This is a genomic window from Achromobacter sp. Marseille-Q0513 (assembly GCF_018195695.1).
Classification (GTDB): Bacteria; Pseudomonadota; Gammaproteobacteria; order Burkholderiales; family Burkholderiaceae_B; genus Achromobacter.
Window position 1 is genome coordinate 1 of sequence record NZ_JAGTJY010000075.1, and the last position, 25684, is coordinate 25684.

Sequence of the window (25684 nt, forward strand, 5' to 3'; positions counted from 1 at the left end):
ATCTCTTCGGGCTGCACGCCGCCGACGCGGAACAGGTTGCGGTCCAGCATCTGCGTCTTGGTGGCGCTGACCACCACGCGCACGCCGCCGATGCGCAGCGTGGCCACGGCGCCCAGGTCCACGTCCATGCCGTTCATCATGGGGCCGTCAAAGCGCAGCCGGCCCGGCGACAGCGTCTCGACCGTGAACTCGCCCTCGAAGGGGGCGTCGCCGGCCACGCCGGATTGCCCGCCCAGGCGCAGGCGCAGCTTGGCGCCGACGCCGGCGGCCACCGCCTGTCCCACCACTTCGGGGTCGTAGAACAGGCCCAGCGCGGCGTTCTGCGCGTCGGCCTCGACCAGCGCGCGCAGCATGCCGGTGGTGTTGGCGTCGCCGCCCGCGCCGGGATTGTCCTGCGTGTCGGCGATGACCACCGGGCGCGAGGCGCCGGCGGCCAGGGCCTGGGCGCGGCGCACGGCCTCGGCGGGTTCCAGGAAGTCGGGCGACCATTGCGGTTCCAGCGCCAGCACGCGCTGGTATAGCGTCTCGGCGGCCTGTTCGGCGGCGGCCGCGTCGGTGCCGTAGGCCCAGACCACCGGGCCGCATTCGTCGAAGTCGGCAGCCGGGAAGCCCGGCGCGAAGGAGATCGACGTCACGCCCGGCGCCTGTTCCAGCTGCGCCAGTTCTTCGTAGACGCCGCGCGACGGCTGCAGCAGGGTGCACATGCCGTTGATCGGGATCAGGAAGGGCAGGCGGCGCTCGGCGCGGTGCCAGTTGGCGCCGGCTTCGAGGCGGGCCAGCAGCAGGCGGGCGGCGTGCTCGCCGGTGTCGGCCATGTCCACGTGCGGGTAGGTGCGGAAGGCGGCCAGGCCGTCGGCCTCGCCCAGCATCTGCGCGGTGACGTTGGCGTGCAGGTCCAGGCTGGCGATGACGGGCACGGCCGGGCCGACGGCCTGGCGCACGCGCGCCAGCAGCTCGCCTTCGCCGTCGTCCAGATGCTCGGCGACCATGGCGCCGTGCAGGTCCAGGTAGACGGCGTCGTAGCCGCCTGCGCGCGCCGCCTCGACGATCTCGCCGGCGATGCGCTCATAGGCGTCGGTGGTGACATGGGCGGACGGGCTGGCGCCGGCCCAGATCACGGTGCGCACCGTGTGGCCCTGCGCCACGACGGCGTTGATGAAGCCGCCGGCGGGGATGTTCACCTGCCGCAGCGCCAGCATGGCCTCGCCGCGCACCATGGCGGGAAAGCCCTCGCCGCGGACGAAGTTGTCGTAGCCGGCCTTGGACGGCGCGAAGGTATTGGTTTCGTGCTGGAATCCGGCAACCAGGATGTGCATGATGGGTTTCCTGTCGTGGCGTTCAGGCGCGCGCGGTCGCGTGCGCGGATTGGGACGGGCGGTTGACCAGCAGCAGCAGGGCGCCGGCCACCAGCAGGGCGGAGATCGCGTACAGGCCGCCGGCCAGCGAGCCGGTCGATTCCTTGACCCAGCCGATGATGGACGGGCTGAGGAAGCCGCCCAGGAGGCCGATGCTGTTGATCAGCGCGATGCCGCCGGCGGCGGCCTCGCCCTTCAGGTATTGCGAGGGAATCGCCCAGAACACCGTGTAGGAAGCCCACATGAAGCCGGTGGCCAGCGTGATGGCGGCCAGCGACAGCGCGAACTGGGTTGGCGCGGCGGTGGCCACGCACAGGGCGACGCCGGCCAGCAGGGCGGGCACCAGCGTGTGCCAGCGGCGTTCCTGCATGCGGTCGGAACTGCGCGCGAACAGCAGCATGAAGGCGGCCGCGGCGATGTAGGGCACGGCCGAGTACAGGCCGATTTCCATGGTGTCCTTCACGCCGGCCAGCTTGAGCAGCGTGGGCAGCCAGAAGCTGACCGCATAGATGCCGCAGATCAGGCAGAAGTAGGTCAGCGCCATGCCGTAGATGGCGGGGTCGCGCAGCACCTGGCGGAAGGCGTGCTTCTGCTGGCCCGAGCGCGCGTCCAGGTCGGCGGCCAGCAGCGCCTTTTCTTCGGCGCTGAGCCACTTGGCCTGGGCGGGCTTGTCGTCCAGGTAGCGGTAGGCGACGATGCCGATCAGCACACAGGGCAGGCCTTCCAGCAGGAACATCCATTGCCAGCCGTCCAGGCCGTGCGCGCCGGAGAAGGCCGTCATGATCCAGGCCGACACCGGGCCGCCGACGATGCCGCCGATGGGGCCGGCCAGCATCACCACCGCCATGACGCCCGCCATGCGCGACTGCGAATACCAGTAGGTCAGGTAGAAGATCATGCCGGGCGCGAAGCCGGCCTCGAACACGCCGAGCATGAAGCGCAGCACGTAGAAGCTCCATTCGCCCTGCACGAACAGCATGGACGCCGAGGTCAGGCCCCACAGCACCATGATGCGGCTGATGGTGCGGCGCGCGCCGATGCGGGCCAGCAGCAGGTTGCTGGGCACCTCGAACATCACATAGCCCAGGAAGAAGATGCCGGCGCCCAGTCCATAGACGGCGTCGGAGATGCCGATGTCCTGCTGCATCTGCAGCTTGGCGAAGCCGATGTTGATGCGGTCCAGGTAGGCAAAGACGTAGCACAGCAACAAGAACGGCAGCAGGCGCCACGTGATCTTGCGGTACAGCGGTCCCAGGCGCGGGTCGGCGCCCGGCGTGGCGGGATGGGGCATTGCATGTCTCCTGCGCGGGTCTGCGCCCGCGGTCGATAAAGGTAGCCGCGGCGCCGGAAGGGGCCGTGGAGGCGCAATTATCGGAAGGGCAGTGTGTTCGAAGCAATGACCTGGAATATGAATTATCGTTGCCTAATAGGCAACGAATGGGCAAGAAAAGGAACCGATATGCAGGAAATCAGCCAGAGCCGCTTGCGCTACTTCCATGAGGTGGTCGCCTGCGGCTCGGTGCGCGGCGCGGCCGAGAAGCTGGACACGGCGGCCTCGGTGGTCAGCCGCCAGATCCAGCTGCTGGAGAAGGAGCTGGGCGTGGCGCTGTTCGAGCGCCGCTCGCGCGGACTGACGCCGACCGAGGCGGCGGACATGCTGCTGGAGTACTACCGCGCCTGCCGCGCGCAACAGGAGCATCTGGGCGCGCGGCTGCAGGAACTGCGCGGCATGCAGCGCGGCAGCGTGCAGCTGATGATCAGCGAGGGCTTCATCGACAGCCTGATGGAGCATGTGATCGGCCCGTTCTGCATCGAGCATCCGCGCATCAACATCAGCGTCAACGTCGGCTCGGTCAACGAGGTGGTCGAGGCCGTGGCCTCGGACGCCGCCCATATCGGCCTGGCCTATAACCCGCCGGTGGATCCGCGCCTGCGCTGCCGCGCCAGCCGCAAGCACCCGGTCTGCCTGCTGACCCGTCCGGACCACGCGCTGGCGCGCCATCGCGCGCCGCTGACCATCGCCGACATCCTGCCGTATCCCTTCGCGCTGATGTCCGCGCCCTACGGGTTGAGGCAGGCGGTGGACCTGCTGGAGTTCACCGAGCGCATCCACCTGACGCCCAGCCTGACCACGAACTCGCTGCGCGTGCTCAAGCAGTACGCGATGAGCGGCGCCGGCGTGACGCTGATGCCCAATCTGGGCGTGCATCACGAGGTGGCCAGCGGCGAGCTGGTGGCCCTGCCCATCGCGCATCCGATCCTGAGTTCGCCGGAATGCCAGGCGCTGCTGCGGCTGGGCCGGCCGCTGTCGTCGGCGGCGAGCGAACTGATGCGCCGCATCGAGCAGGGGCTGCCGGCCTTCTGCGAGGAGGTTCCGGGCAAGGGCCGCAAGGCCAAGACCGGCCAATGACGCGGGTTTCCGGGAACAATGCGCTGGAAAACGTCACCCATGGCTGATGTAAATGCGGAAATGGCGGTATCAGGCCGTTTCGGGGCAGATCTTGCCTGCTTCGGATAAGATCCAGATACACCCGGAGGTAGTCATCATGTCGGTCATGTCCGATATCAAGATCCGCCCGCTGGAGCGCGGCGACCTGCACTTCGTGCACAAGATCAACAACAACGACGTCATCATGCGGTACTGGTTCGAGGAACCCTACGAGGCCTACGACGAACTGGTTGCCCTGTACGACCGCCACCTGCACGACCAGAACGAGCGGCGCTTCATCATCGAGCGCGACACCGGCGAGCCGGCGGGGCTGGTCGAGCTGGTCGAGATCGACTACATCCACCGCCGCGCGGAATTCCAGATCATCATCGCGCCCAGCTATCAGGGGCGCGGCTATGCCAAGGCGGCCACGCGAATCGCGGTGGGCTATGCCTTCCGCGTGCTGAACCTGCACAAGGTCTACCTGGTGGTGGACAAGGACAATGCCGCCGCCGTCCATATCTATGAGCGTTGCGGCTTTCGCATCGAGGGTCTGCTGAAGGAAGAGTTCTTCTCCAACGGCGCCTATCGCGATGCCTATCGCATGGCGTTGTTGCAGCATGATCATCTGCGCGAGGTCGGCCCGGGCGCGCCGGACGCGCCGGTGCTGCGCGACTGGCCGCAGGAAGAGCAGGCCGGCTGAGTCCGGACGTACGCTCAGGTCCGGCCCCGGGGCGGCGCGCTGTCCCGGGGCCTTGTATTTGGTGGAACCCGGCCGGCTTCAGCCTTCCCGGCCGGAAACGCCTTCCCAGTTCAGGCCGAACTTCAACAGGTACTTGCGCAGCCGGTCGGCGTCATTGACCACGGTGCGCTGGGTGCGCGAGCGGTCATAGAGCTTGCGGCCCGCCTCGGACAGCGAGTCCGATGCCCGGCACACGCCGATGACGGCTTCCAGCTGCATGCGGTCGAACAGGTCCAGCGCGTCGGCCGCGCCATCGGGCAGCAGGGCGTCCAGGCGGGTCTTGCCATCGCCGTTGCCGCTGCCGTTGCCGGCGGGCGCGCCGCGCTGCCACAGCCAGTGCAGGCGCTGGATCTCGGCTTCCACCAGCTCCACCGGTATGCGTCCGCCGTCGGCCAGCGTTGCCAGCCGTGTCACGCTGGCCGACAGGTCGCGAAAGTTGCCGGTCCATTTGGCCTCGGCCGACTTGGCGAATTTCAGGTAGCGCGTCCGCGCCTCGGCATTGAAGCGGACCACGGCGCCGGTTTCCTCGGCGGATCGCATCAGCAGGTGATCGACGTTGGGCTCGATGTCCTCGGGCCGCTGCGCCAGGCCGGGCAGGGCATAGGACCACAGGTTGATGCGCGCATACAGGTCTTCGCGAAAGCGCCCTTGCGCCACGTCCACGCGCAGGTCGCGGTGGGTGCCGGCGATCAGCTGGAAATCGCTGCTGGTCTCGCGGTCGCTGCCCATGGGCAGGAAGCGCTTTTCCTCCACGGCCTTGAGCAGCATGGCCTGTTCGTCCAGGCCCAGCTCGCCGATCTCGTCCAGGAACAGCACGCCCTGGTGAGCGGTGCGCAGCAGGCCGGCCCGGTCGGCGGCCGCGCCGGTGAAGGCGCCTTTCTTGTGGCCGAACAGCGTCGAGGCGGCGCTGTCGCCGCGCAGCGTGGCGCAATTGACCTCGACGAACTCGCCCTGCACCTGATGGCGGGATTTCTTCAGTTCGTACATGCGCCGCGCCAGATGCGACTGGCCCGCGCCGGTGGGGCCGGTCAGCAGGATGGGCGCCTGCGAGCGCACCGCCACTCGCTCGATTTCCTCGATCAGCCGGTTGAAGGCCGGGTTGCGCGTGGCAATGCCGCTCTTGAGGAATTCCAGCGCGTCGTCCCGCGCCTGGTTGAAGCGCCGGGCCAGCACATCGTAGCGCGACAGGTCAAGGTCGATCAGCGTGTACTTGCCGGGGCTTTCGCCCGCCTGCTTCCTGGGCGGGGCCGTTTGCAGCAGTACGCCGGGAATGGCGCGCGACTCCACCATCAGGAACATGCAGATCTGCGCGACGTGGGTGCCGGTGGTGATGTGCGCCCAGTACTGCTCGCGCTCGGGATCGAAGCGGTAGCCGCGCGTCCAGTCGTACAGCGCCGCGTACATCTCGCCGAAGTCCCAGGGATCGGCGAAATCCATCGGGATCAGATTCACGATGGTGTCGGGCGACAGATTGGCGATGTCCTGCTCCACCACCTGCGCCAGGGCCTTGTAGCGCGTCGGGTAGAACAGCTCCAGGCGGTCGATCAATGTGTCCTCGTGCTGGACCAGCGATACCGTGGGCCGCCATTTCGACCAGCGGCCCGCGCCCTGGCCGGCATCCAGCTGGGTGCCCAGGAAGCCGATGACGACGTTCTTCTTTTGCATGAGTCGGGATAGCTTATTAGATAAATAGCTAGCCAATATTCTATATAAATCAGAAGTGAAGAATTGGCCTGGATTCTGTTGATCGCTGAGAAAAATAATTAATCGTTTGAAAATCAATGGTTTGGAAAATTCTTCAAGCGCTGGGCTGAAAGCTGGCACGCCCTTTGCATAAGGAAAGGCATAGACGACAAATCGTATGCAAGAAGGAGAATGCTCCATGGTCAACACGCAACTCTTCCAGTCCCAGCGCGGCGCGATGCTGCCGGCGGCCCTGGATACCAATAACGAACTGGCGCCGGCCTATGCGTTCAGCCCGCGCCACCAGCTGGCCCAGCTCGCCGCCACCGGCTGCCTGCGCCAGACGTTCTACGCCCAGGCGCAGGACCAGCTCGATCGCGTGATGGCGCTGGCGGCCGAGGTGGATCCGGCCTTCGTGGCCAGGACAGCGGTCTATGCCCGCGAGTCCGGCCATATGAAGGACATGCCGGCCTTGCTGGCCGCGATCCTGGCGGTGCGCGACCTGGAGCTGCTGGCGCAGGTGTTCCCGCGAGTGGTCGACAACGGCAAGATGCTGCGCAATTTCGTGCAGATCCTGCGCAGCGGCGCCGTGGGGCGCAAGTCGCTGGGCACGCGGCCCAAGAAGCTGGTGCAGCGCTGGCTGCTGGAGGCCACCGAAAAGCAGCTGCTGAACGCGGCCGTGGGCAATGCGCCTTCGCTGGCGGACGTGGTCAAGATGGTGCATCCCAAGCCCGCCGAGGCCTGGCGCGCGGCCTGGTTCGCCTGGCTGATCGGCAAGCCCCATGACGAGGCCGCGCTGCCGCCCGCGACGCAGGCGTTCGAACGCTTCAAGCGCGATGCCACGGGCGAGCCGCCGGACGTGCCGTTCCAGATGCTGACTTCGCTCGGCATGACGCCGGCCCAGTGGGCGCAGGTCGCGCGGGTCGGGTCCTGGCAGATGGTGCGCCAGAACCTGAACACCTTCGCGCGCCACGGCGTGTTCGAGCAGCCCGGCATGGCCAAGGCCATCGCCGCCAAGCTGCGCGATCCGCAGGCCGTGGCCCGGGCGCGGGTGCTGCCTTACCAGCTGATGTCGGCCTTCAAGGCGGCGGGCGAGACGGTGCCGGCGGTGGTGCAGGACGCGTTGCAGGACGCGATGGAACTGGCGATCGCCAACGTGCCCAGCCTGCACGGGCGGGTGGTCGTGTGTCCCGACGTGTCGGGGTCCATGCGTTCCTCGGCCACGGGCTGGGCCGGTTCGGCGACCTCGACCGTGCGCTGCATCGACGTGGCCGCCCTGGTGGCCGCCGCCGTGCTGCGCAAGAATCGCCGGGCCCGCGTGCTGCCGTTCGACTTCGACGTGGTCGACGTGCGCATGAATCCGCGTGATTCGGTCATGACCAACGCGCAGAAGCTGGCCGGCATCGGCGGCGGCGGCACCAGCTGCAGCGCGCCGCTGGCTCGCCTGACCCGCGAGGGGGCGCAGGTGGACCTGGTGATCCTGGTCTCGGACAACGAGTCCTGGATGGATGCGCGGCGCAGTGGCGCCACCGCGACCATGCGTGAATGGGAGACGCTCAAGCAGCGCAACCCGGGCGCGCGACTGGTGTGTATCGACATCCAGCCGCATGCGACCACGCAGGCGGCGGAACGCGCGGACATCCTGAACGTGGGCGGTTTTTCCGACGCCGTGTTCGAGATGATCGCCAACTTCGCCGAGGGGCGCATGGGCGCCGGCCACTGGGTCGGCGAGATTGAAGCGGTGACGCTGGGCGTGCAATAGGGCGCCCGGCGGATCCAAAGGAACAAGCAGTATCGATTACGCGCGAATGCCGGCAGGACTACATCGGATGCCACGGGGTTCAAATCCCCAGGCCGGGAAACCGGAGCAGGCTACGTCTTGCCAATCTGGTCGCGCACCGTCTTGCTCCGGGGGAGGATCCTCCGGGGCGGGTTGGACGAATGCGAACGGGACTACATCTTCCAATTGTCCGTCTCGTTCATGAACTAGTCGTCCCTTGCTCGCCACAGGCAATGGAAGTGAAGGAACATGAAGTATCGATTACGCGCGAATGCCGGCAGGACTACATCGGTGCGCCGCGGGGTTCGAATCCCCAGCCGGGAAACCGGCGTTGGCTACGTCCTGCCACTCTGGTCGCGCATTTTTTCCAACCGGGCCGGTCCGGGTAATCCTCGGGCCGGGCGCGGCATGCAAGGCATCATCCTCATCCAGACGGCTTTCCCTGGAAAGCCGGTAAATTGTTCAGTAGCAAAAAGAAGATCAACATGACGAACCAGAACTACAACATCGAAGAAGTCGCCGGCGGCGTGCCGGTGAAAATGTGGACCAAGGGCGTGCCCGTCGAAGACGACGCCAAGCTCCAGCTGGCCAATGCCGCCCGCCTGCCCATCGTGTTCAAGCACATCGCGGCCATGCCGGACGTGCACCTGGGCATCGGCGCGACCGTCGGCTCGGTGATCCCGACCCTCAAGGCCATCATCCCGGCGGCGGTGGGCGTGGACATCGGCTGCGGCATGATGGCGGCCAAGACCACGCTGCGCGCCGAAGACCTGCCCGACAACCTGGGCCCGCTGCGCTCGGCCATCGAGCAGGCCGTGCCGCACGGCTCGGCGCCGCGCGGCCGCCGCGACACGGGCAGCTGGGAGAACCCGCCCGTGTCCGTGGACCAGGTCTGGGCCACGCTGGCCGACGAGTTCGACGCGCTGTGCGAGCTGCATCCGCGCCTGCGCAACACCAACAACCGCAAGCACCTGGGCACGCTGGGCACGGGCAACCACTTCATCGAGGTCTGCCTCGATGAGGCGGGCTTCGTGTGGTTCATGCTGCACTCGGGCTCGCGCGGCGTGGGCAACGCCATCGGCACGCACTTCATCGAGCTGGCCAAGAAGGACGCGCAGCGCCACCAGAGCAACCTGCCGGACGAGAACCTGGCCTATTTCGAGGAAGGCGCCCAGTATTTCGGCCATTATGTGCGCGCGGTGTCGTGGGCGCAGAAGTTCGCGCTGCGCAACCGCGAGGTGATGATGGCCAACCTGATCGCGACCGTGCGCAAGGTCATCGCCAAGCCCTTCGAGTCGCACGTGGAGGCGGTGAACTGCCACCACAACTACGTGCAGCGCGAGCGCCACTTCGGCGAGGACGTGTTCGTGACCCGCAAGGGCGCGGTCAGCGCCAAGCGCGGCGAGCTGGGCATCATCCCGGGCAGCATGGGCGCGCGCAGCTACATCGTGCGCGGCCTGGGCAACCCGGAAAGCTTCGAAAGCTGCAGCCACGGCGCCGGCCGCGTCATGAGCCGCACCAAGGCCAAGAAGCTGTTTTCGGTGGAAGACCAGGTGCGCGCGACGGAAGGCGTGGAATGCCGCAAGGACGCCAACGTCATCGACGAGATCCCGATGGCCTACAAGGACATCGACGCCGTCATGGCGGCGCAGCGCGATCTGGTGGAAGTGGTGCACACCCTGAAACAGGTGGTGTGCGTGAAAGGTTGACGGAGCGGGGCGAGAGCCCCGTTCCGCAAGGAGAGGAACATGAAGCAGGAAAGCGTCCTGAGCGCGCATCCGGTGTCGGACGACATGCGGACGCTCATCGCCGAGAAACTCGCGGATATCGAGCGCCAGCACCAGGTGACGGTGCTGTATGCCTGCGAGTCGGGCAGCCGGGGCTGGGGCTTCGCCTCGCCCGACAGCGACTACGACGTGCGTTTCGTCTACGTGCACCGGCTGCCCTGGTATCTGACCGTGCTGCCCGGGCGCGACGTCATCGAGCAGCCGATCAGCGGCGATCTGGACATCAACGGCTGGGACCTGCGCAAGACGCTGGGCCTGCTGCGCGATTCCAATCCCACGCTGCTGGAATGGCTGCGCTCGCCCATTGTCTATCGGGCGGTCGAACCCTGGGCGCCGCGCCTGCGCGCGCTGGCCGAGGAGGAATTCTCGCTGGTGCGCGGCTATCACCATTACGTGTCCATGGCCCGCAAGAACCTGCGCGAGCACCTGCTGGGCGAGGTCGTGCGCTACAAGAAGTACCTGTACGTGCTGCGGCCGCTGCTGGCGGCGCGCTGGATCCGGGAAGGGCGCGGCGCGCCGCCCATGCGCTTCGCCGAGCTGGCGAGCGAGATGGTGACCGACCCGGCGCTGCTGGAAGAGCTCAACGCCTTGCTGGCGGTGAAGATGCGGGCGGGCGAGGCCGCCACCAGCCCGCGCTGGCCGGGCCTGCACGACTTCATCCTGCGCGAGCTGGAGTCGGCGCAGGCGCATGTCCCGGCCGCCAGCGACCGTCCGGACCTGGCTCGGCTGGACCGCTACCTGCGCGAGGCGGTGCTGCATTTCGATGCCGCGCCCGCTTGAAATAATGATTTGAAGGATACAAAAGTGATCGAGATCGATGGGGCCGCCGGGGAGGGCGGCGGCCAACTGCTGCGTACTTCGCTGGCGCTGTCCATGTGCACGGGCCAGCCTTTTTCCATGAACCGCATTCGCGCCGGGCGCGCCAAGCCCGGCCTGATGCGCCAGCACCTGGGCTGCGTCACCGCCGCGGCCGAGATCAGCGGCGCGCGCGTGCAAGGCGGGGAAATGAACTCGCAGTCGCTGAGCTTCGCGCCCGGCAAGCCGCGCGCGGGCGACTACCGTTTCCACCTGGGCACGGCGGGCAGCTGCGGGCTGCTGTTGCAGACGCTGTGGCCGGCGCTGATGATGGCCGACGGGCCCAGCCGCCTGTCGCTGGGCGGCGGCACGCACAACCCCGCCGCGCCACCGTTCCATTTCCTGGCGCGCAGCTACGCGCCCTTGCTGGCCCGATTGGGCGCCAAGGCCGAACTGAACCTGCTCAGGATGGGTTTCTACCCGGCCGGCGGCGGCGAGATCGAGGCGCGGATCTGGCCGGCCGCCGATCAGCTGGAGCCGTTCGACCTTATCGAGCGCGGCGCGCCCGCCGCCAGCTATGCCGAATGCCATGCGCCGGCCCTGCCGCGCGCCGTCGCGCGGCGCGAGCTGGAACATCTGGGCGAGGCGCTGGGCTGGACCGGGGATCAGCTGCGCGTGGCCGCCACGCGCCAGCACGAAGGACCGGGCAACGCGCTGCTGGCCACCTTGGAACATGAGCAGGTCTGCGAGGTGTACACGCGCTTCGGCGTCAAGGGCGTGACTGCCGAAGCGGTGGCCCAGGAACTGGCGCGGGACGTGCGCGCCTACCTGGACAGCGACGCGGCGCTGGGACCGTACCTGGCGGACCAGTGGGCGCTGCCGCTGGCACTGGCCGTATGGCGGCGCGGCCAGCCGGCGCAGTACGCCTGCACCGAGCTGACCGCGCATGCGCGCAGCAACTTCGGCGTCATCGGGCAGTTCCTGCCAGTGAGGTTCACCGCGGCGCCGCTGGGGGCCGGCTGGCGGGTGAAGGTCGAGCCTGCCTGAGACATGCCTGCGTTCGATGGCCGGCCGGCAGTCCCGGTCGGCCGGCATGGCTGCGCGATCCTGCTAGGCCTTGACGTGGCGCAGCGCCAGGATGATGACCGCGATCATGCAGGCAATGATCAGCAGGAGCCCGATCCGCAAACCCGTCAGGATGGGAATCGCGCCGCCAACCAATGATCCCAGGATGGCGATGCCCATGGCCATGCCGATCTGCCGAGAAGTGTTGTAGACGCCGGAGGCCAGTCCCGCATAGGTCGGCTCGACGGTGGTTGTCGCCACCACGTTCAACGTGGGGGAATAGATGGCTGTGCCCATGGCAATCAGCACGGTGCCGGCCACGAACGCCGGCCAGGTTGACGGCGTCGAAATTCCCAGCGTGACCAGGCCGCCCAGCAAGGCCCATGAGCCGCCCACCCAGAGCATCCAGCGCGCTCCGCGCTTGAGCAGCCAGGGATTGAGAATCATCGTGGTCAGGATCAGCGCGATCGCGAATGGAAGCAGCAGCGTTCCGGCTTGCAATGGCGTGAACTGCCAGGCTTGCTGCACGAATAGCGCCAGCATGAACAACAGGCCATAGCAACTGAACTGGAAGGCGAACCCGCCTGCGACGGCGGCGGCGAATGGACGATTGCGGAAAATGTCCAATGGCAGCATCGGGTGCGGCGCGCGCCGTTCAACCCGGATGAATGCGGCCAGGCCGACGATGGCGCCCGCGACCAGGCCGATGACCAGCGGATGCGTGCGCCCCAGCGTGTTGCTTTCGATCAGCCCGGCGATCAGCGCCGTCAGCGCGAGCGTGCCCGTGGCGGCGCCGGGAACATCGATCGGCGCGCGACGCAGCGGGGTTTCATGCAAGTGGCGGCGGGCCAGCCAGGCGCCCGCCAGGCCGATCGGGACATTGACCAGGAAGATCGAAGGCCAACCCAGGTATTGCGTCATCCATCCGCCGCCGAACGGTCCCACGACCATGGCGATGCCTCCCACGGTGGCAAGGGTGTTGACCGCGCGTATGCGCGCCGTCCTGTCCGGCCAGCTCTTGGCGACCAGCGACAGCACCATGGGCAGCAACCCCGCCGCGGCCACGCCTTGCAGCGCGCGCGCCGCGATCAGCCAGGACAAAGAGGGGCTCAATGCGCAGAACAAGGAAGTCAGCGCAAACGCCAGGAGCGAACCGATGAACAGTCTGCGCGAACCCCAGCGGTCGCCCAGTGCGCCGGCTGTCAGCAGCAAGCTCGCCAAGGGCAGGGTGTATGCCGTGACCACCCATTCAAGCTGCGATACCGAGCCGTGGAATTCGTGCTGGATCGTGGGCAGCGCCAGGTTCAGCGCGACGCCGTCGACCGTGACCATGAACATGCCGAAGCAGATGGAGGCCAGTCCCCAGGCAGGGTTTGTGGAATGGCTGTCCGTCGCGGCGGCTTGGAGATGACCTGAAATGGGCATGGGATTTCCTGGTTGTACCAACTAGTATGTTTGGAATGTAGCACGCCAACATACTAGTTGGTACAATTTCGCCATGAACACATCCACCGACAAGTTGATCGAGACGACCCAGGCGCTGCTATGGGAGCGCGGATATGTGGGGACCAGCCCGCGGGCCATCCAGGACCGCGCCGGCGTGGGCCAGGGCAGCATGTATCACCATTTCCGCAGCAAGGCCGCGCTGGCGCAGGCGGCGGAGGAGCGTTCCGCCGCTGAATTGATCGAGGAAGTGCGCCAATTGCTGGATGGCCCGGGCGATCCGCTGGACCGGCTGCTGGCCTATCTGAGGCTGGAGCGCGATGTCCTCAAGGGGTGCCGTATCGGTAGGCTGGCGGCCGATCCGGATGTGGTGGCCGACTCATCCCTGCGCAAGCCGCTGGAAGATACCTTTGCCTGGATTACCGAACGCCTGGCTACGTTGTTGCGCGAAGCCCAGCTCGGCGGCCGCCTGCCAGCGGGATATGACCCGCAATCCCTTGCCGCCACTGTGCTTGCGGTGCGCCAAGGAGGGTATGTGCTGGCGCGGGCAGCCGACTCGACCGCTCCTTATGAGCAGGCGGTGGAGGGGCTGGCCGCGTTATTGACGGGTATCGCGGCCTCTGCCCGCCCGGCAGCGGGATGACTGGACTGGCCACCGATACGCCTTGGGAATATCGGCTGGCTGCAGGACCGCATGATCCGGCCAATGTAGCCGCCGTTCCACGAATGGATGGGGAACACGCCTAGCGCCCGGCCGGCGCGGCGCGCAGCAGGCGCAGCCCGTTGGCCACTACCAGCAGGCTGGCGCCCACGTCGGCGAACACGGCCATCCACAGCGTGGCGTTGCCGGTCATGGCCAGCGCCAGGAACACGGCCTTGATGCCCAGCGCCAGCGCGATGTTCTGCACCAGCACGCTGTGCGTGGCGCGCGACAGGCGCAGGAACACGCCGATCTTGCGCAGGTCGTCGTCCATCAGCGCCACGTCGGCGGTCTCGATGGCGGTGCCGGTGCCGGCCGCACCCATGGCGAATCCGATGTCGGCGCGCGCCAGCGCGGGCGCGTCGTTGATGCCGTCGCCCACCATGCCGACTTTGCCGGCCGGACTCAGCTTGCTTTCGATGGCCGCCAGCTTGTCCTCGGGCAACTGGTCGCCGCGTGCCTCGTCGATGCCGACCTGGGCCGCGATGGCGCGGGCCGTGGGCGTGTTGTCGCCCGTCAGCATCAGCGTGCGCACGCCCAGCGCGTGCAGCTCGGCGATGGCGGCGGCGCTGGTGGGCTTGACGGTGTCGGCCACGGCGGCCAGCGCCAGCACGCGGCTGCCGTCGGTCAGGCCGATCACGCTCTTGCCCTGGCGCTCCAGTTCGTCCATGCGCGCTTCCAGCGCGTCGCTGGCCACGCCGGTTTCGCGCATCAGGCGGCGGTTGCCGAGCTGGAAGGTCACGCCGTCGATTACGCCGGCCACGCCACGGCCGGGCAGGGCGCTGAAGTCGGCCACGTCCAGCAGCTGATGGCCGGCCTCGCGCGCCGCGTTGGCCACGGCCAGCGACACGGGGTGGTCGGAGCGCGCCGCCAGGCTGGCGGCGACCAGCGCCGCGGGCTGGCGGCTCAGGTCGGACGGTTCCCAGGCTTGCAGGTCAGTTTGCACCGGTTTGCCGTGGGTCAGGGTGCCGGTCTTGTCCAGCGCCAGCCATTGCAGGTTGCGGCCTTCTTCGAGGTAGACGCCGCCCTTGACCAGGATGCCGCGCCGCGACGCGGCGGTCAGGCCGCTGACGATGCTGACCGGCGTGGAGATCACCAGCGCGCAGGGGCAGGCGATGATCAGCAGCGCCAGCGCGCGGTAGATGGCGTCGAACCAGGGCTGGCTCCACAGCAGCGGCGGCACCACGGCCACCAGCACCGCCACGCCCACCACCACCGGCGTATAGATGCGCGAGAAGCGGTCGATGAAGCGCTGCGTCGGCGCGCGCGCGCCCTGGGCCTGTTCCACGGCGTGGATGATGCGGGCCAGCGTGGTGTTGCCGGCGGCGGCGGTGACGCGGTATTCGAACGAACCCGAGGCGTTGACCGTGGCGGCGTAGACGGGATCGCCCTCGGCCTTTTCCACCGGCAGGCTTTCGCCGGTGATGGGCGACTGGTCCACGGCCGAGCGGCCGCTGACGATCTCGCCGTCGGCGGCGATGCGCTCGCCCGGCCGCACGCGCACGATGTCGCCGGGCTGCAATTGCGCGGCTGGTACCTCCTGCCACGTGCCGTCGGGCTGCCGGCGCGTGGCGGTCTCGGGGGCCAGGTCCAGCAGGCCGCGGATGGCGTTGCGGGCGCGATCCAGCGAACGCGCCTCGATCAGCTCGGCCACGTTGAACAGGAACATCACCATGGCCGCCTCGGGCCATTGGCCGATCAGCACCGCGCCGGTGACGGCGATGCTCATCAGGGCGTTGATGTTGAGATTGCCGTTGCGCACGGCGATCCAGCCCTTGCGGTAAGTGTCCAGGCCGCAGGCCAGGATGGCGGCCACGGCCAGCGCGGCGGTGACGTAGACGGACCAGCCGGCGAAATGCGAGAACTCGGACAGCGCGGCCATCAGGCCGGCGCCGCCGATGGCCCACCAGTTCACGGGCTTGGCGGCGGGCGCGGGCGGGCGCGGCGCGTTCTCGGCCAGCGGCTCGGGCGTCATGCCCAGCGACTTGATGGCGGCCGTGATGCGCTCCAGCGCGCCTTCGGCGTGAACCACGGTCAGCACGCGCTGCATCAGGTTGAAGTCCAGCGCGTGCACGCCGTCCAGGCCGCCGAGCTTCTTGCGGATCAGGGTTTCTTCCGTCGGGCAGTCCATCTGGCCGATGCGCAGGCGCGCCAGCAACTGGCCGGGACCGGCCTGCAGCGTCGAAGCGCCAGCCGTCGCGGCGATCAGCGGGACGGCGGCGCCGTGGGCGCAGCAGCTGTCCTTGGCGTGATCATGTTGATGGTCGTGGTCGTGGTCATGGTCATGGCTGTGGCTGTGGCTGTGGCCGTGGGCATGGTCATGGCCGTGGTCGCCATGTGCGTGATCATGGCTATGGTCATGGTCATGGCCGGACCGGGGATGTGGCTGTTGTTTGATCGGTGCTAAAGACATCGCGTCACGCCTCGAAATATGCTCAGTGACCCTATTCGACACCTTGGAGTTACTATAGGGTCAACCCCCTTACATCAATCGGATGCGATCCGGGAGGCGGAAATGCGTATTGGTGAACTGGCGACGGCGACCGGCACCACGGTCGAGACCATCAGGTACTACGAGAAGGAAGGCCTGCTGCCGGCGCCCGAGCGCGGGCTGAACAATTACCGCAGCTACGGGCCGCTGCAGCTGGAGCGCCTGCGCCTGATCCGCAATTGCCGGGCGCTGGACATGACGCAGGAAGAGATCCGCGCCATCCTGTCCCTGGCGGACAACCATCAGAATGGCGGCTGCGGCCCGATCAACGAACTGTTCGACGAGCACATCGCGCACGTGGACGAGCGCATCGCCGAGCTGACCCAGCTCAAGACCCAGCTGACGGAGCTGCGCCAGCGCTGCCTGTCGGCGCGGCCCGATGCCGAGGACTGCGGCATCCTGCATGGCCTGAGCGAGATGCAGGTCGAGGAACGGCAGGAGCGGCACACACACCTGGGCTGACGGCCCATTCCCCGCGCGCGCCCGACAGACTTCCCGGGTTTCCGTATGGACGCCGCGCGGATTCCCTTGATGTTCGCCGGGGGATAGGGCGCGCGGGCGCGGGGATCGCTTAACATATGAGAATATGATTCTTTCCCATTTGGCGTCGCCCCATCCCAGGCCGACGCCAACGGGATTCCAGATTTCGCAGACGCCATGACGACGACCCAGACCGCCACCCCCTTGCACGCCCTGACTTCCCGCCGCTCCGTCAAATTCCTGCGCGCCCCGGCGCCCAAGCAGGACGAACTGGAGCAGATCCTGCAGGCCGCCATGTCGGCGCCCGATCACGGCGCGCTGCGCCCGTGGCGCTTCGTGCTGGTTCGCGGCGAGGCCATCGCCAAGCTGGCCGACGTGGCGATCGGCGCGGTCAAGCGCAGCGGCGATCCGCGCATGACGCCCGAAAAGGAAAAGTCCGTGCGCGAATGGATGGCCGCCGTGCCGCTGTTCATCGCCGTGGCGCAGAAGATCGCGCACGACAACACCAAGATCCCCGAACAGGAACAGCTGCTGGCCACCGGCGCCGCCGCCATGAACCTGCTGAACGCCGTCCACATGCTGGGTTATGGCGCGTTCTGGAGCACCGGCATGGGCACCTATGTCGAGGACGTGCAGAACGCGCTGGGCCTGGACTCGCTGGACTACCGTTTCCTGGGCTACCTGGCCGTGGGCACGCCGGCTTGCGCGGTGCCGCAGGCGACGCGTCCGGACTTCCGTGAATTCGTCACGGAGTGGAACGGTCCCGTCTGATCGGACGCCGCGCGCCAGCGCGGACGCCACGCGGCGCGATACGACAAGACCCGGCTCCGGCCGGGTTTTTTCATGTCCGCCGGATTCGCAACGGCAGGCATGCGCTCGGCGCACAGCCAATGCCGGCGCGGCCTGGCGGCGCGCGGGCAAGGCGCATCAAGGCTCGCGTCGGTGTGACAAGGCGCCAGGCCGCGTCCATGCTCAAGGCTCGTCGCAGGCCCCTGGCCCGTGTTACTCTGGCCGGCGGCCACGCGCTCCAATCGCGCGCGATGGCCAGCGATGGCAAGGCCCGCGACTACCCCCTCGGGCCATGTCTTGTGAAGAAGAATGCGCATGACACGATCAAGCGTGGAGACAATTTATGAGCCAGTACGGGCCGTTGAAGTTGCACGTCCCCGAGCCCACAGGGCGTCCGGGTTGCAAGACAGACTTTTCCTATCTGCGCGTCTCGCCTGCCGGCGAGGTTCCCAAACCCCCCATTGATGTCGCCGCGATCGACACCGGCAATCTGGCCTACAGCCTGATCCGCGTGATCGACGAGGACGGCCAGGCCGTTGGCCCGTGGGCGCCGGACATCAGCGACGAGCTGCTGCGCGCCGGCATGCGGACCATGCTGAAGACGCGCATCTTCGACGGTCGCATGCTGACCGCGCAGCGCAAGAAGAAGATTTCCTTCTACATGCAGAGCCTGGGCGAGGAGGCCATCGGGTCGGCCCACGCGCTGGCGCTGGAACAGGGCGACATGTGTTTCCCGACCTACCGGCAGCAGAGCATCCTGCTGGCGCGCGAGGTCTCGCTGGTCACCATGATGTGCCAGCTCATGTCCAACGAGCGCGACCCGCTCAAGGGCCGCCAGCTGCCGGTCATGTACTCCGACCGCGAGAATGGCTTTTTCAGCATCTCGGGCAACCTGGCCACGCAGTTCATCCAGGCGGTGGGCTGGGGCATGGCCTCGGCCATCAAGGGCGACACGCGCATCGCCTCCGGCTGGATCGGCGACGGCGCCACCGCCGAGGCCGACTTCCACACCGCGCTGACCTTTGCCCACGTGTACCGCGCGCCGGTGATCCTGAACGTGGTCAACAACCAGTGGGCCATCTCCACGTTCCAGGCCATCGCCGGGGGCGAGGGCGCCACCTTCGCCGGCCGTGGCGTGGGCTGCGGCATCGCCTCGCTGCGCGTGGACGGCAACGATTTCCTGGCCGTGTACGCGGCCTCGCGCTGGGCCGCCGAGCGCGCCCGCAGCAACCTGGGCCCGACCCTGATCGAATGGGTGACCTACCGCGCCGGCCCGCACTCCACCTCCGATGATCCCTCCAAGTACCGTCCGGGCGACGACTGGAACCACTTCCCGCTGGGCGATCCGATCGAGCGCTTCAAGAAGCACCTGATCCTGCGCGGCATCTGGTCCGAAGCCGAGCACGAAGCCGTGCGCGCCGAACTCGACGCCGAGATCCTGGCCGCGCAAAAGGAAGCGGAAAGCTACGGCACCCTGGTGGACGGCCACGTCCCCAGCGCCGCCAGCATTTTCGAAGACGTGTACAAGGACATGCCGGAGCACCTGCGCCGGCAGCGCCAGCAGCTCGGAGTCTGATCATGGCAAGCGACAACAATATCGGTCCGGCGTCCGCGTCGATGACCATGATCCAGGCTTTGCGCTCGGCCATGGATGTGATGCTGGAGCGCGACAACAACGTGGTGGTGTTCGGCCAGGACGTGGGCTACTTCGGCGGCGTGTTCCGCTGCACCGAAGGCCTGCAGACCAAGTACGGCAGCTCGCGCGTGTTCGACACGCCGATCTCCGAGGGCGGCATCGTCGGCGTGGCGGTGGGCATGGGCGCCTACGGCCTGCGGCCGGTGTGCGAGATCCAGTTCGCCGACTACTTCTATCCGGCTTCCGACCAGATCGTGTCCGAGGCGGCGCGCCTGCGCTACCGCTCGGTCAACGAGTTCATCGCGCCGATGACGATCCGCATGCCCTGCGGCGGCGGCATCTACGGCGGCCAGACCCACAGCCAGAGCCCCGAGGCCATGTTCACGCAGGTCTGCGGCCTGCGCACGGTCATGCCGTCCAACCCCTATGACGCCAAGGGCCTGCTGATCGCCGCCATCGAGAACGATGATCCGGTGATCTTCCTGGAACCCAAGCGCCTGTACAACGGCCCCTTCGACGGCCATCACGACCGGCCCGTCACGCCCTGGACCGGGCGTCCGGGCAGCGTGGTGCCCACCGGCTACTACACTGTGCCGCTGGATTCGGCCGCCATCGTGCGGCCAGGCAACGCGCTGACCGTGCTGACCTACGGCACCACGGTGCACGTGTCGCTGACCGCGGCCGAGGAAACCGGCATCGACGCCGAGGTCATCGACCTGCGCAGCCTGTGGCCGCTGGACCTGGACACCATCGTCAACTCGGTCAAGAAGACCGGCCGCTGCGTGGTGGTGCATGAAGCCACGCGCACCTGCGGCTTCGGCGCCGAGCTGATCTCGCTGGTTCAAGAACACTGCTTCCATCACCTGGAGGCGCCCGTGGAGCGCGTGACCGGCTGGGATACGCCGTATCCGCACGCGCAGGAATGGGCGTACTTCCCCGGCCCGCGCCGGGTTGGCGAAGCGTTCAAGCGCGCGATGGAGGGTTGAGAGAATGGGTATTCATGTCATCAAGATGCCCGACATCGGCGAAGGCATCGCGGAAGTCGAACTGGTCGCCTGGCATGTGAAGGTCGGCGACATGGTCGCCGAGGATCAGCCGCTGGCCGACGTCATGACGGACAAGGCCACGGTCGAGATTCCCGCGCCGGTGGTCGGCCGCGTGGTCGCGCTGGGCGGCGAAGTGGGCCAGGTCATGGCCGTGGGCGGCGAACTGATCCGCCTGGAAGTCGAAGGCGAGGGCAACCTCAAGCCGGGCGCGGACGCGCCGCCGGCCAAGGCGCCGGCCGCAGCCGCGCCTGCCGCCGCGCCGCAAGCGCCCGTCGAGGCGCCCAAGCCCGCCGCAGCCGTGGCGCCCGCCGCAGCCGTGGCGCCCGCCAAGGCCGCCGCGCCGGCGCCGTCCAAGCACGCGCGCCAGGCGCCCGCCGCCGTCGCGCGCCAGCCCGGCGAGAAGCCGCTGGCCTCGCCGGCCGTGCGCAAGCGCGCCTGGGACCTGGGCATCGAGCTGCGCTACGTGCACGGCAGCGGCCCGGCCGGCCGCATCCTGCACGAGGATCTGGACGCCTATCTGCAAGGACAGGGCGCGGCGGGCCAGGCCCGTGGCGGCGTGGCCTATGCCGAGCGCAACGACGAGGAAAACGTGCCGGTGATCGGGCTGCGCAGGAAGATCGCGCAGAAGATGGCCGAGTCCAAGCGCCGCATTCCGCACTTCAGCTACGTCGAGGAAATCGACGTGACCGAACTGGAAGAGCTGCGCGCCAGCCTCAACCAGAAGTGGGGCGCCACGCGCGGCAAGCTCACGCTGCTGCCGCTGCTGGCCCGCGCCATGGTGGTGGCGCTGCGCGACTTCCCGCAGATCAATGCGCGCTACGACGACGAGGCCGGCGTGGTCACGCGCTACGGCGCGGTCCACATCGGCATCGCCACGCAAAGCGACGGCGGGCTGATGGTGCCGGTGATGCGCCACGCCGAGGCGCGCGACCTTTGGTCCATGGCGGCCGAGATCATCCGCCTGGCCGAGGCGGTGCGCACCGGCTCTGCCAGCCGCGACGAGCTGTCGGGCTCGACCATCACCATCACCAGCCTGGGACCGCTGGGCGGCATCGTCACCACGCCGGTGATCAACCATCCCGAGGTGGGCATCGTGGGCGTGAACCGCATCGTCGAGCGGCCGGCCATCCGCAACGGTGCCGTGGTGGCGCGCAAGCTGATGAACCTGTCGTCCTCGTTCGATCACCGCGTGGTCGACGGCATGGACGCGGCGCGCTTCATCCAGGCGGTGCGCGCGCTGCTTGAACAACCCGCGCTGCTTTTCGTGGAGTAAGCATGAGCCAGACTACAAAAACAACGGGCCTGCTGGTGATCGGCGGCGGCCCGGGCGGTTACGTGGCCGCCATCCGCGCCGGCCAGCTGGGCGTGCCCACCATCCTGGTCGAAGGCGACCGGCTGGGCGGCACCTGCCTGAACATCGGCTGCATTCCGTCCAAGGCGCTGATCCACGCGGCCGAGGAATTCGACAAGGCGCGCCACTACGCCGGCGAGTCGGCGCTGGGCATCTCGGTGCAGGCGCCGTCCATCGATATCGCGCGCACCGTCACCTGGAAGGACGGCATCGTCTCCAAGCTCACCAGCGGCGTGGGCGCGTTGCTGAAGAAGAACGGCGTCGAAGTGGTGCGCGGCTGGGCCACGCTGCTGGATGGCAAGACCGTCGAGGTCGAAACCGCCGACGGCGCACGCCTGCGCATCCAGTGCGAGAACCTGCTGCTGGCGGCCGGCTCCGAGCCCACGCCGCTGCCCTCGGTGCCGTTCGGCGGCATCGTGGTCTCGTCCACCGAGGCGCTGTCGCCCGACAGCATCCCGAAGAAGCTGGTGGTGGTCGGCGGCGGCTATATCGGCCTGGAGCTGGGCACCGTGTACCGCAAGCTGGGCGCGGAAGTGGCCGTGGTGGAAGCGCAGGACCGCATCCTGCCCACCTACGACGCCGAGCTGACCAAGCCGGTGGCGGCGGCGCTGGCGCGCATGGGCATCGAACTGCACCTGGGCCGCAAGGTGCTGGGCCTGAACGCCGAGGGTAACGCCGTGCGCCTGCAGGACGCCGCCGGCGCCGAGACGCAGCTGGCCGCCGACCGCGTGCTGATCGCGGTGGGACGCCGTCCGCGCACGCAAGGCTGGGGGCTGGAAAGCCTGCAGCTGGACCGCAAGGGCAACGCGCTGCTGATCGACGACCAGTGCCGCACCTCGATGCGCGACGTCTGGGCCATCGGCGACCTGGCTGGCGAACCCATGCTGGCGCATCGCGCCATGGCTCAGGGCGAGATGGTGGCCGAACTGGTGGCGGGCAAGCGCCGCCACTTCCAGCCGGCCGCGATCCCGGCGGTGTGCTTCACCGATCCGGAAGTGGTGACGGCGGGCCTGTCGCCGGCCGAGGCCGAGACGGCGGGGCTGGATTGCCTGGTGGCGTCCTTCCCCTTCGCCGCCAACGGCCGCGCCATGACGCTGGAGTCCACCGACGGCTTCGTGCGCGTGGTCGCGCGGCGCGACAACCACCTGGTGCTGGGCTGGCAGGCGGTCGGGCGCGGCGTGTCGGAACTGGCGGCGGCGTTCTCGCAGTCGCTGGAGATGGGCGCCACGCTGGAAGACGTGGCCGGCACCATCCATGCCCATCCCACGCTGGGCGAGGCGGTGCAGGAAGCGGCGCTCAAGGCGCTGGGCCACGCGCTGCACATCTAGCGCATCGCGCGGCCTGTATGGCCCGCATGGCCTGCATGGCCCGGGACGGCGACATGCCGTCCCGGGCCATATTCATTTGCGCGCCGAGCCGTCCACGTAGGGGCGCGACTGCAGGATGATGAGTTCGTCGCCGACCACCGCCCATTCGATGTCCTGGTCCGCGCCGCCCAGCGCCTGCTTGACCTGGCGGCCCACGGTCGCGAGCCGCGCGATCAGCGCGTCCGTCAGCACCTGGCGCGAGCCTTGCAGCGGCACCTCGCGCACGCCGCCGGCGGCGTCGGGCACCAGCTGCGTATCTTCGGCCGAGCGGCTCAGCACCTGCACCGCCTTGGACCAGCTCGAATACATCACCTGCTCGGCCTGGCGCTTGCCTTCCACCACCTTGATGCCCAGGCCGCGCTTGGCCGAGATGTAGGTCACGTGGCGCCGGCCGGCGTCGAAGGGATCGCGCGTGATCATCACGCCCGAGCTGTCCGACGGCGCCGCCAGCTGCACCAGCACCGCCATCGCCACGGCGTCCTGGCCCAGACCGGCCGCGCGGCGCGCCTCATAGGCCTCGAAGTTGTAGACCGAGGCCCACACGGTCTGCACCGCGCGCGCCAGCGCCTCGGCCTGGGTCACGTTGGGCACCGTGGTGTACAGGCCCGCGCCGCTGAAGCCGGGCAGGTCTTCCGAATTCGACGAGCTGCGCACGAACACGCCCTGGCCCTTGAGCTGGCTGTTCCACTGCGCCAGCCAGGATTGCGCCAGCGCCGCGTCCGGTTCGGCGCCGGCGATCTCGGCGCGCAGCGCCGCCAAGGCTTCGCGCCGCGCGTTGGCGTCGGTCTGGAAATCGTGGCGCTGTTCCAGCGCCGCGATCTTCTGCGCTACCTGCAGGCGACGCATGAAGGCCTCGTATTGCGAGAAGGGCACGCAGAAACCGTCCGGCACGCGCGCGGCGGGCGGCAGAGCCGACTTGAGCGCGCCCAGGTTGGCGGCCTTGACGCCGCAGTAGCGGCTGTCGCGGGCTTTCAGGGCGGACAGCGGTTTCAGCGCGGTCACCAACAGGTCCGGCTTGGGCAGCTTGCGCGCGGCCTGCTTGGGCGGCGTGACGTGGGGAATGATATCGGGGCGGGCCACCGGCTGCACCCGGTAGTCCTGCGCGCTCACGTCCAGCTCCACCCACTGGCCGTCGTACTGGCGCAGCGCCGCCTGCGCGTCGCGCACATAGGCGTTGGGGATGCCCCAGCCCTTGGCCAGCAGGTTGACGTGCGACAGCAGCGTGGACGGGCGCTGCGTCACCAGCCCGGCCACCGGCGGCAGCCAGACCGGCACCTCGTCCAGCACCAGGATGTCCTGGGGCGACAGGTCGCCAGTCTGCTCCACCGACTTGATGATGCGCAGCCGGCCCTGGGAGCGGCCGGTGTTCAGCGGCAGGAAGGGCTGTTCGCGCAGCAGGGCTTCCTGGGTCACGAAGGCCAGCCCAGCGCGTTCGGCGGTCTGTTCGTGCAGCGTGGAGTTGGCCTTGAAGCGCGGCGCTTCATAGAACGAGGCGCGCACCACGTCATCGGTCTGCTTGAGCAACTCGGGCGTGAGCCGGTCGCCCTCCCAGAATTCATAGGTATAGCCGGGCAGGTCGCGCTGCCAGCTCAGCGTGCCGAACAGGAAGCGGCGCTTGGGATCCTTGTACTGCGAGATCAGCGTGGCCTTGTCCAGCTTGGGCGCCAGGCCCTCGCGGCGGGCGAACTGCTCGTGCAGCACGTAGCGCGGCGTGTTGATGTAGTAGATGCGGTTGGCCTGGCGCCGGTCGATCACGAAGATCAGGTGCGGCATCTCCAGCGGCGTGCCGGGGTTGTAGACGCGCGCCAGGCGCATGAAGTCCTCGCGGCTGCCGACGCGGTCCAGGTAAGCCGGCGCCTTGGGGTCGTCCGGGCCGGACTCGATGGGCGGTCCTTCCAGGCGCATTTCGTAGGGCGAGGGCTTGCGCGCCGTCTGTGCGGACGCGTCGTGGCCGGCGGCCAGCGACAGCGCGCACAGCGCGACCAGGGGGGCAAGACGCAGGCTCGGGCCGATGCGGCGGGACAAGGCGCGGAAGGAATCCATGGATGCCATTGAGAATGCGGGAATGGCGGGATCATAAAGGACTCGGCGACGCCGCGCGCGGACGCCGCCGGGCAGGCCCGGACGGCGGCGGGCTGGTCGCGGCGGCCCATTCAGGCAGGACGCGCCGGCCGCAACCGCGCGATGGGCGCGATCATCAGCGCCGCCAGCAGCGCCACGGCCGCCGCCGCGTAGCCCACGCTGTCCAGGCCCCAGCGCGGAATCGCCAGCCCGCCCAGCGCCGCGCCCAGCGCGATGCCGGCGTTCGCAGCGGACACGTTGAGCGTGCCGGCCAGCGCCTGGGCCTGCGGCGCGGCCTGCATCACGCGCACCTGGCAGATGGGATAGAGCGCGGTGTTGGCGATGCTCCAGGCCGCCAGCGCCGGCAGCAGGCCGCCCAGGGTCGCGGCCAGCGGCATGCTGGCCAGCGTGCCCAGGCCCAGCAGCAGCGTGAAGGCCAGCGTGGCGCGCAGAGGATGCCGGTCCACTGCCTTGCCGCCCAACGCGTTGCCGATCAGGCCGACCGCGCCGAAGCCCATCAGCCACCAGCCCACCTGCGCCGGCGCCACGCCGGCCAGCCGCTCCAGGATGTCGGCCAGGTAGGTGTAGGCGGTGAACATGGCGGTGAACACCGCCACCGACAGGCCGATATGGGCCAGCAGCACGGGATCTTTCAGGATGCGGGCCTGGTCGCGCAGGGGCGTCC

The 25684-nt window shown here is 68.4% G+C and carries 20 protein-coding genes; 13 read left to right on the forward strand and 7 right to left on the reverse strand.

What is annotated here, in order from left to right; translation table 11 throughout:
• On the reverse strand, positions 1 to 1316 hold a 1316-nt coding region (locus KDH83_RS16180), incomplete at its 3' end, for a M81 family metallopeptidase (protein WP_212317726.1).
• Positions 1317 to 1338: 22 nt separating this feature from the next.
• Positions 1339 to 2646 carry an MFS transporter gene (locus KDH83_RS16185; RefSeq protein WP_103273912.1) on the reverse strand — a complete coding sequence of 436 codons (1308 nt, stop codon included), beginning with the start codon at positions 2644 to 2646 and terminating at the stop codon, positions 1339 to 1341.
• Positions 2647 to 2814: 168 nt separating this feature from the next.
• Here KDH83_RS16185 and KDH83_RS16190 point away from each other — a divergent pair, with 168 nt between their 5' ends.
• Positions 2815 to 3765 (forward strand): LysR family transcriptional regulator, encoded by a 951-nt coding sequence (locus KDH83_RS16190; protein ID WP_212317728.1) that lies wholly within the window; start codon positions 2815 to 2817, stop codon positions 3763 to 3765.
• 136 nt (positions 3766 to 3901) lie between these two features.
• A complete protein-coding gene (speG, locus tag KDH83_RS16195) occupies positions 3902 to 4486 on the forward strand; it encodes a spermidine N1-acetyltransferase (protein WP_103273914.1) in 585 nt (194 codons plus the stop codon).
• Between the two features lie 78 nt (positions 4487 to 4564).
• On the opposite strand, the gene rtcR is transcribed toward speG, so the two are convergent.
• Positions 4565 to 6190, reverse strand: a complete 1626-nt coding sequence (rtcR, locus tag KDH83_RS16200) for an RNA repair transcriptional activator RtcR (RefSeq protein ID WP_212317730.1) — start codon at positions 6188 to 6190, stop codon at positions 4565 to 4567.
• A gap of 217 nt (positions 6191 to 6407) precedes the next feature.
• Between rtcR and KDH83_RS16205 the strand changes: the two genes are divergently transcribed.
• The 4 genes from KDH83_RS16205 to rtcA all read left to right on the forward strand — a co-directional run bounded on the left by KDH83_RS16205 (position 6408) and on the right by rtcA (position 11617).
• Complete coding sequence (locus KDH83_RS16205; protein WP_212317732.1) at positions 6408 to 7970, forward strand: RNA-binding protein; 1563 nt, start codon at positions 6408 to 6410, stop codon at positions 7968 to 7970.
• A 503-nt stretch (positions 7971 to 8473) separates the two neighbouring features.
• A complete protein-coding gene (locus KDH83_RS16210) occupies positions 8474 to 9697 on the forward strand; it encodes an RtcB family protein (protein WP_212317735.1) in 1224 nt (407 codons plus the stop codon).
• 39 nt (positions 9698 to 9736) lie between these two features.
• The gene (locus KDH83_RS16215; protein ID WP_212317737.1) at positions 9737 to 10555 is read left to right on the forward strand and encodes a nucleotidyltransferase domain-containing protein; all 819 of its coding nucleotides are present in this window, start codon (positions 9737 to 9739) and stop codon (positions 10553 to 10555) included.
• Positions 10556 to 10579: 24 nt separating this feature from the next.
• Complete coding sequence (rtcA, locus tag KDH83_RS16220; RefSeq protein WP_212317739.1) at positions 10580 to 11617, forward strand: RNA 3'-terminal phosphate cyclase; 1038 nt, start codon at positions 10580 to 10582, stop codon at positions 11615 to 11617.
• Between the two features lie 63 nt (positions 11618 to 11680).
• Here the strand turns inward: rtcA and KDH83_RS16225 are convergent, their stop codons facing one another.
• Positions 11681 to 13060, reverse strand: coding sequence for an MFS transporter (locus tag KDH83_RS16225; RefSeq protein WP_212317741.1), 1380 nt, complete (start codon positions 13058 to 13060; stop codon positions 11681 to 11683).
• A gap of 73 nt (positions 13061 to 13133) precedes the next feature.
• Between KDH83_RS16225 and KDH83_RS16230 the strand changes: the two genes are divergently transcribed.
• Positions 13134 to 13721 (forward strand): TetR/AcrR family transcriptional regulator, encoded by a 588-nt coding sequence (locus KDH83_RS16230; RefSeq protein ID WP_212317743.1) that lies wholly within the window; start codon positions 13134 to 13136, stop codon positions 13719 to 13721.
• Positions 13722 to 13821: 100 nt separating this feature from the next.
• Here the strand turns inward: KDH83_RS16230 and KDH83_RS16235 are convergent, their stop codons facing one another.
• Positions 13822 to 16191, reverse strand: coding sequence for a heavy metal translocating P-type ATPase (locus KDH83_RS16235; protein ID WP_212317745.1), 2370 nt, complete (start codon positions 16189 to 16191; stop codon positions 13822 to 13824).
• 102 nt (positions 16192 to 16293) lie between these two features.
• Here KDH83_RS16235 and cadR point away from each other — a divergent pair, with 102 nt between their 5' ends.
• The 6 genes from cadR to lpdA all read left to right on the forward strand — a co-directional run bounded on the left by cadR (position 16294) and on the right by lpdA (position 22899).
• The gene (gene cadR / locus KDH83_RS16240) at positions 16294 to 16731 is read left to right on the forward strand and encodes a Cd(II)/Pb(II)-responsive transcriptional regulator (RefSeq protein ID WP_212317748.1); all 438 of its coding nucleotides are present in this window, start codon (positions 16294 to 16296) and stop codon (positions 16729 to 16731) included.
• 195 nt (positions 16732 to 16926) lie between these two features.
• Entirely contained in the window at positions 16927 to 17520 is a 594-nt protein-coding gene (locus KDH83_RS16245) for a nitroreductase (RefSeq protein WP_212317750.1), read from the forward strand.
• Positions 17521 to 17881: 361 nt separating this feature from the next.
• A complete protein-coding gene (locus KDH83_RS16250) occupies positions 17882 to 19114 on the forward strand; it encodes a 3-methyl-2-oxobutanoate dehydrogenase (2-methylpropanoyl-transferring) subunit alpha (RefSeq protein WP_212317752.1) in 1233 nt (410 codons plus the stop codon).
• A 2-nt stretch (positions 19115 to 19116) separates the two neighbouring features.
• Positions 19117 to 20160, forward strand: coding sequence for an alpha-ketoacid dehydrogenase subunit beta (locus tag KDH83_RS16255; RefSeq protein WP_212317754.1), 1044 nt, complete (start codon positions 19117 to 19119; stop codon positions 20158 to 20160).
• 4 nt (positions 20161 to 20164) lie between these two features.
• Positions 20165 to 21493, forward strand: coding sequence for a dihydrolipoamide acetyltransferase family protein (locus KDH83_RS16260; protein WP_212317756.1), 1329 nt, complete (start codon positions 20165 to 20167; stop codon positions 21491 to 21493).
• A 2-nt stretch (positions 21494 to 21495) separates the two neighbouring features.
• Positions 21496 to 22899, forward strand: coding sequence for a dihydrolipoyl dehydrogenase (lpdA, locus tag KDH83_RS16265; RefSeq protein ID WP_212317758.1), 1404 nt, complete (start codon positions 21496 to 21498; stop codon positions 22897 to 22899).
• A gap of 72 nt (positions 22900 to 22971) precedes the next feature.
• Here lpdA and KDH83_RS16270 read toward each other — a convergent pair whose 3' ends face one another.
• The gene (locus KDH83_RS16270) at positions 22972 to 24981 is read right to left on the reverse strand and encodes a PEP/pyruvate-binding domain-containing protein (RefSeq protein WP_212317760.1); all 2010 of its coding nucleotides are present in this window, start codon (positions 24979 to 24981) and stop codon (positions 22972 to 22974) included.
• 110 nt (positions 24982 to 25091) lie between these two features.
• On the reverse strand, positions 25092 to 25684 hold a 593-nt coding region (locus KDH83_RS16275), incomplete at its 5' end, for an MFS transporter (RefSeq protein WP_212317762.1).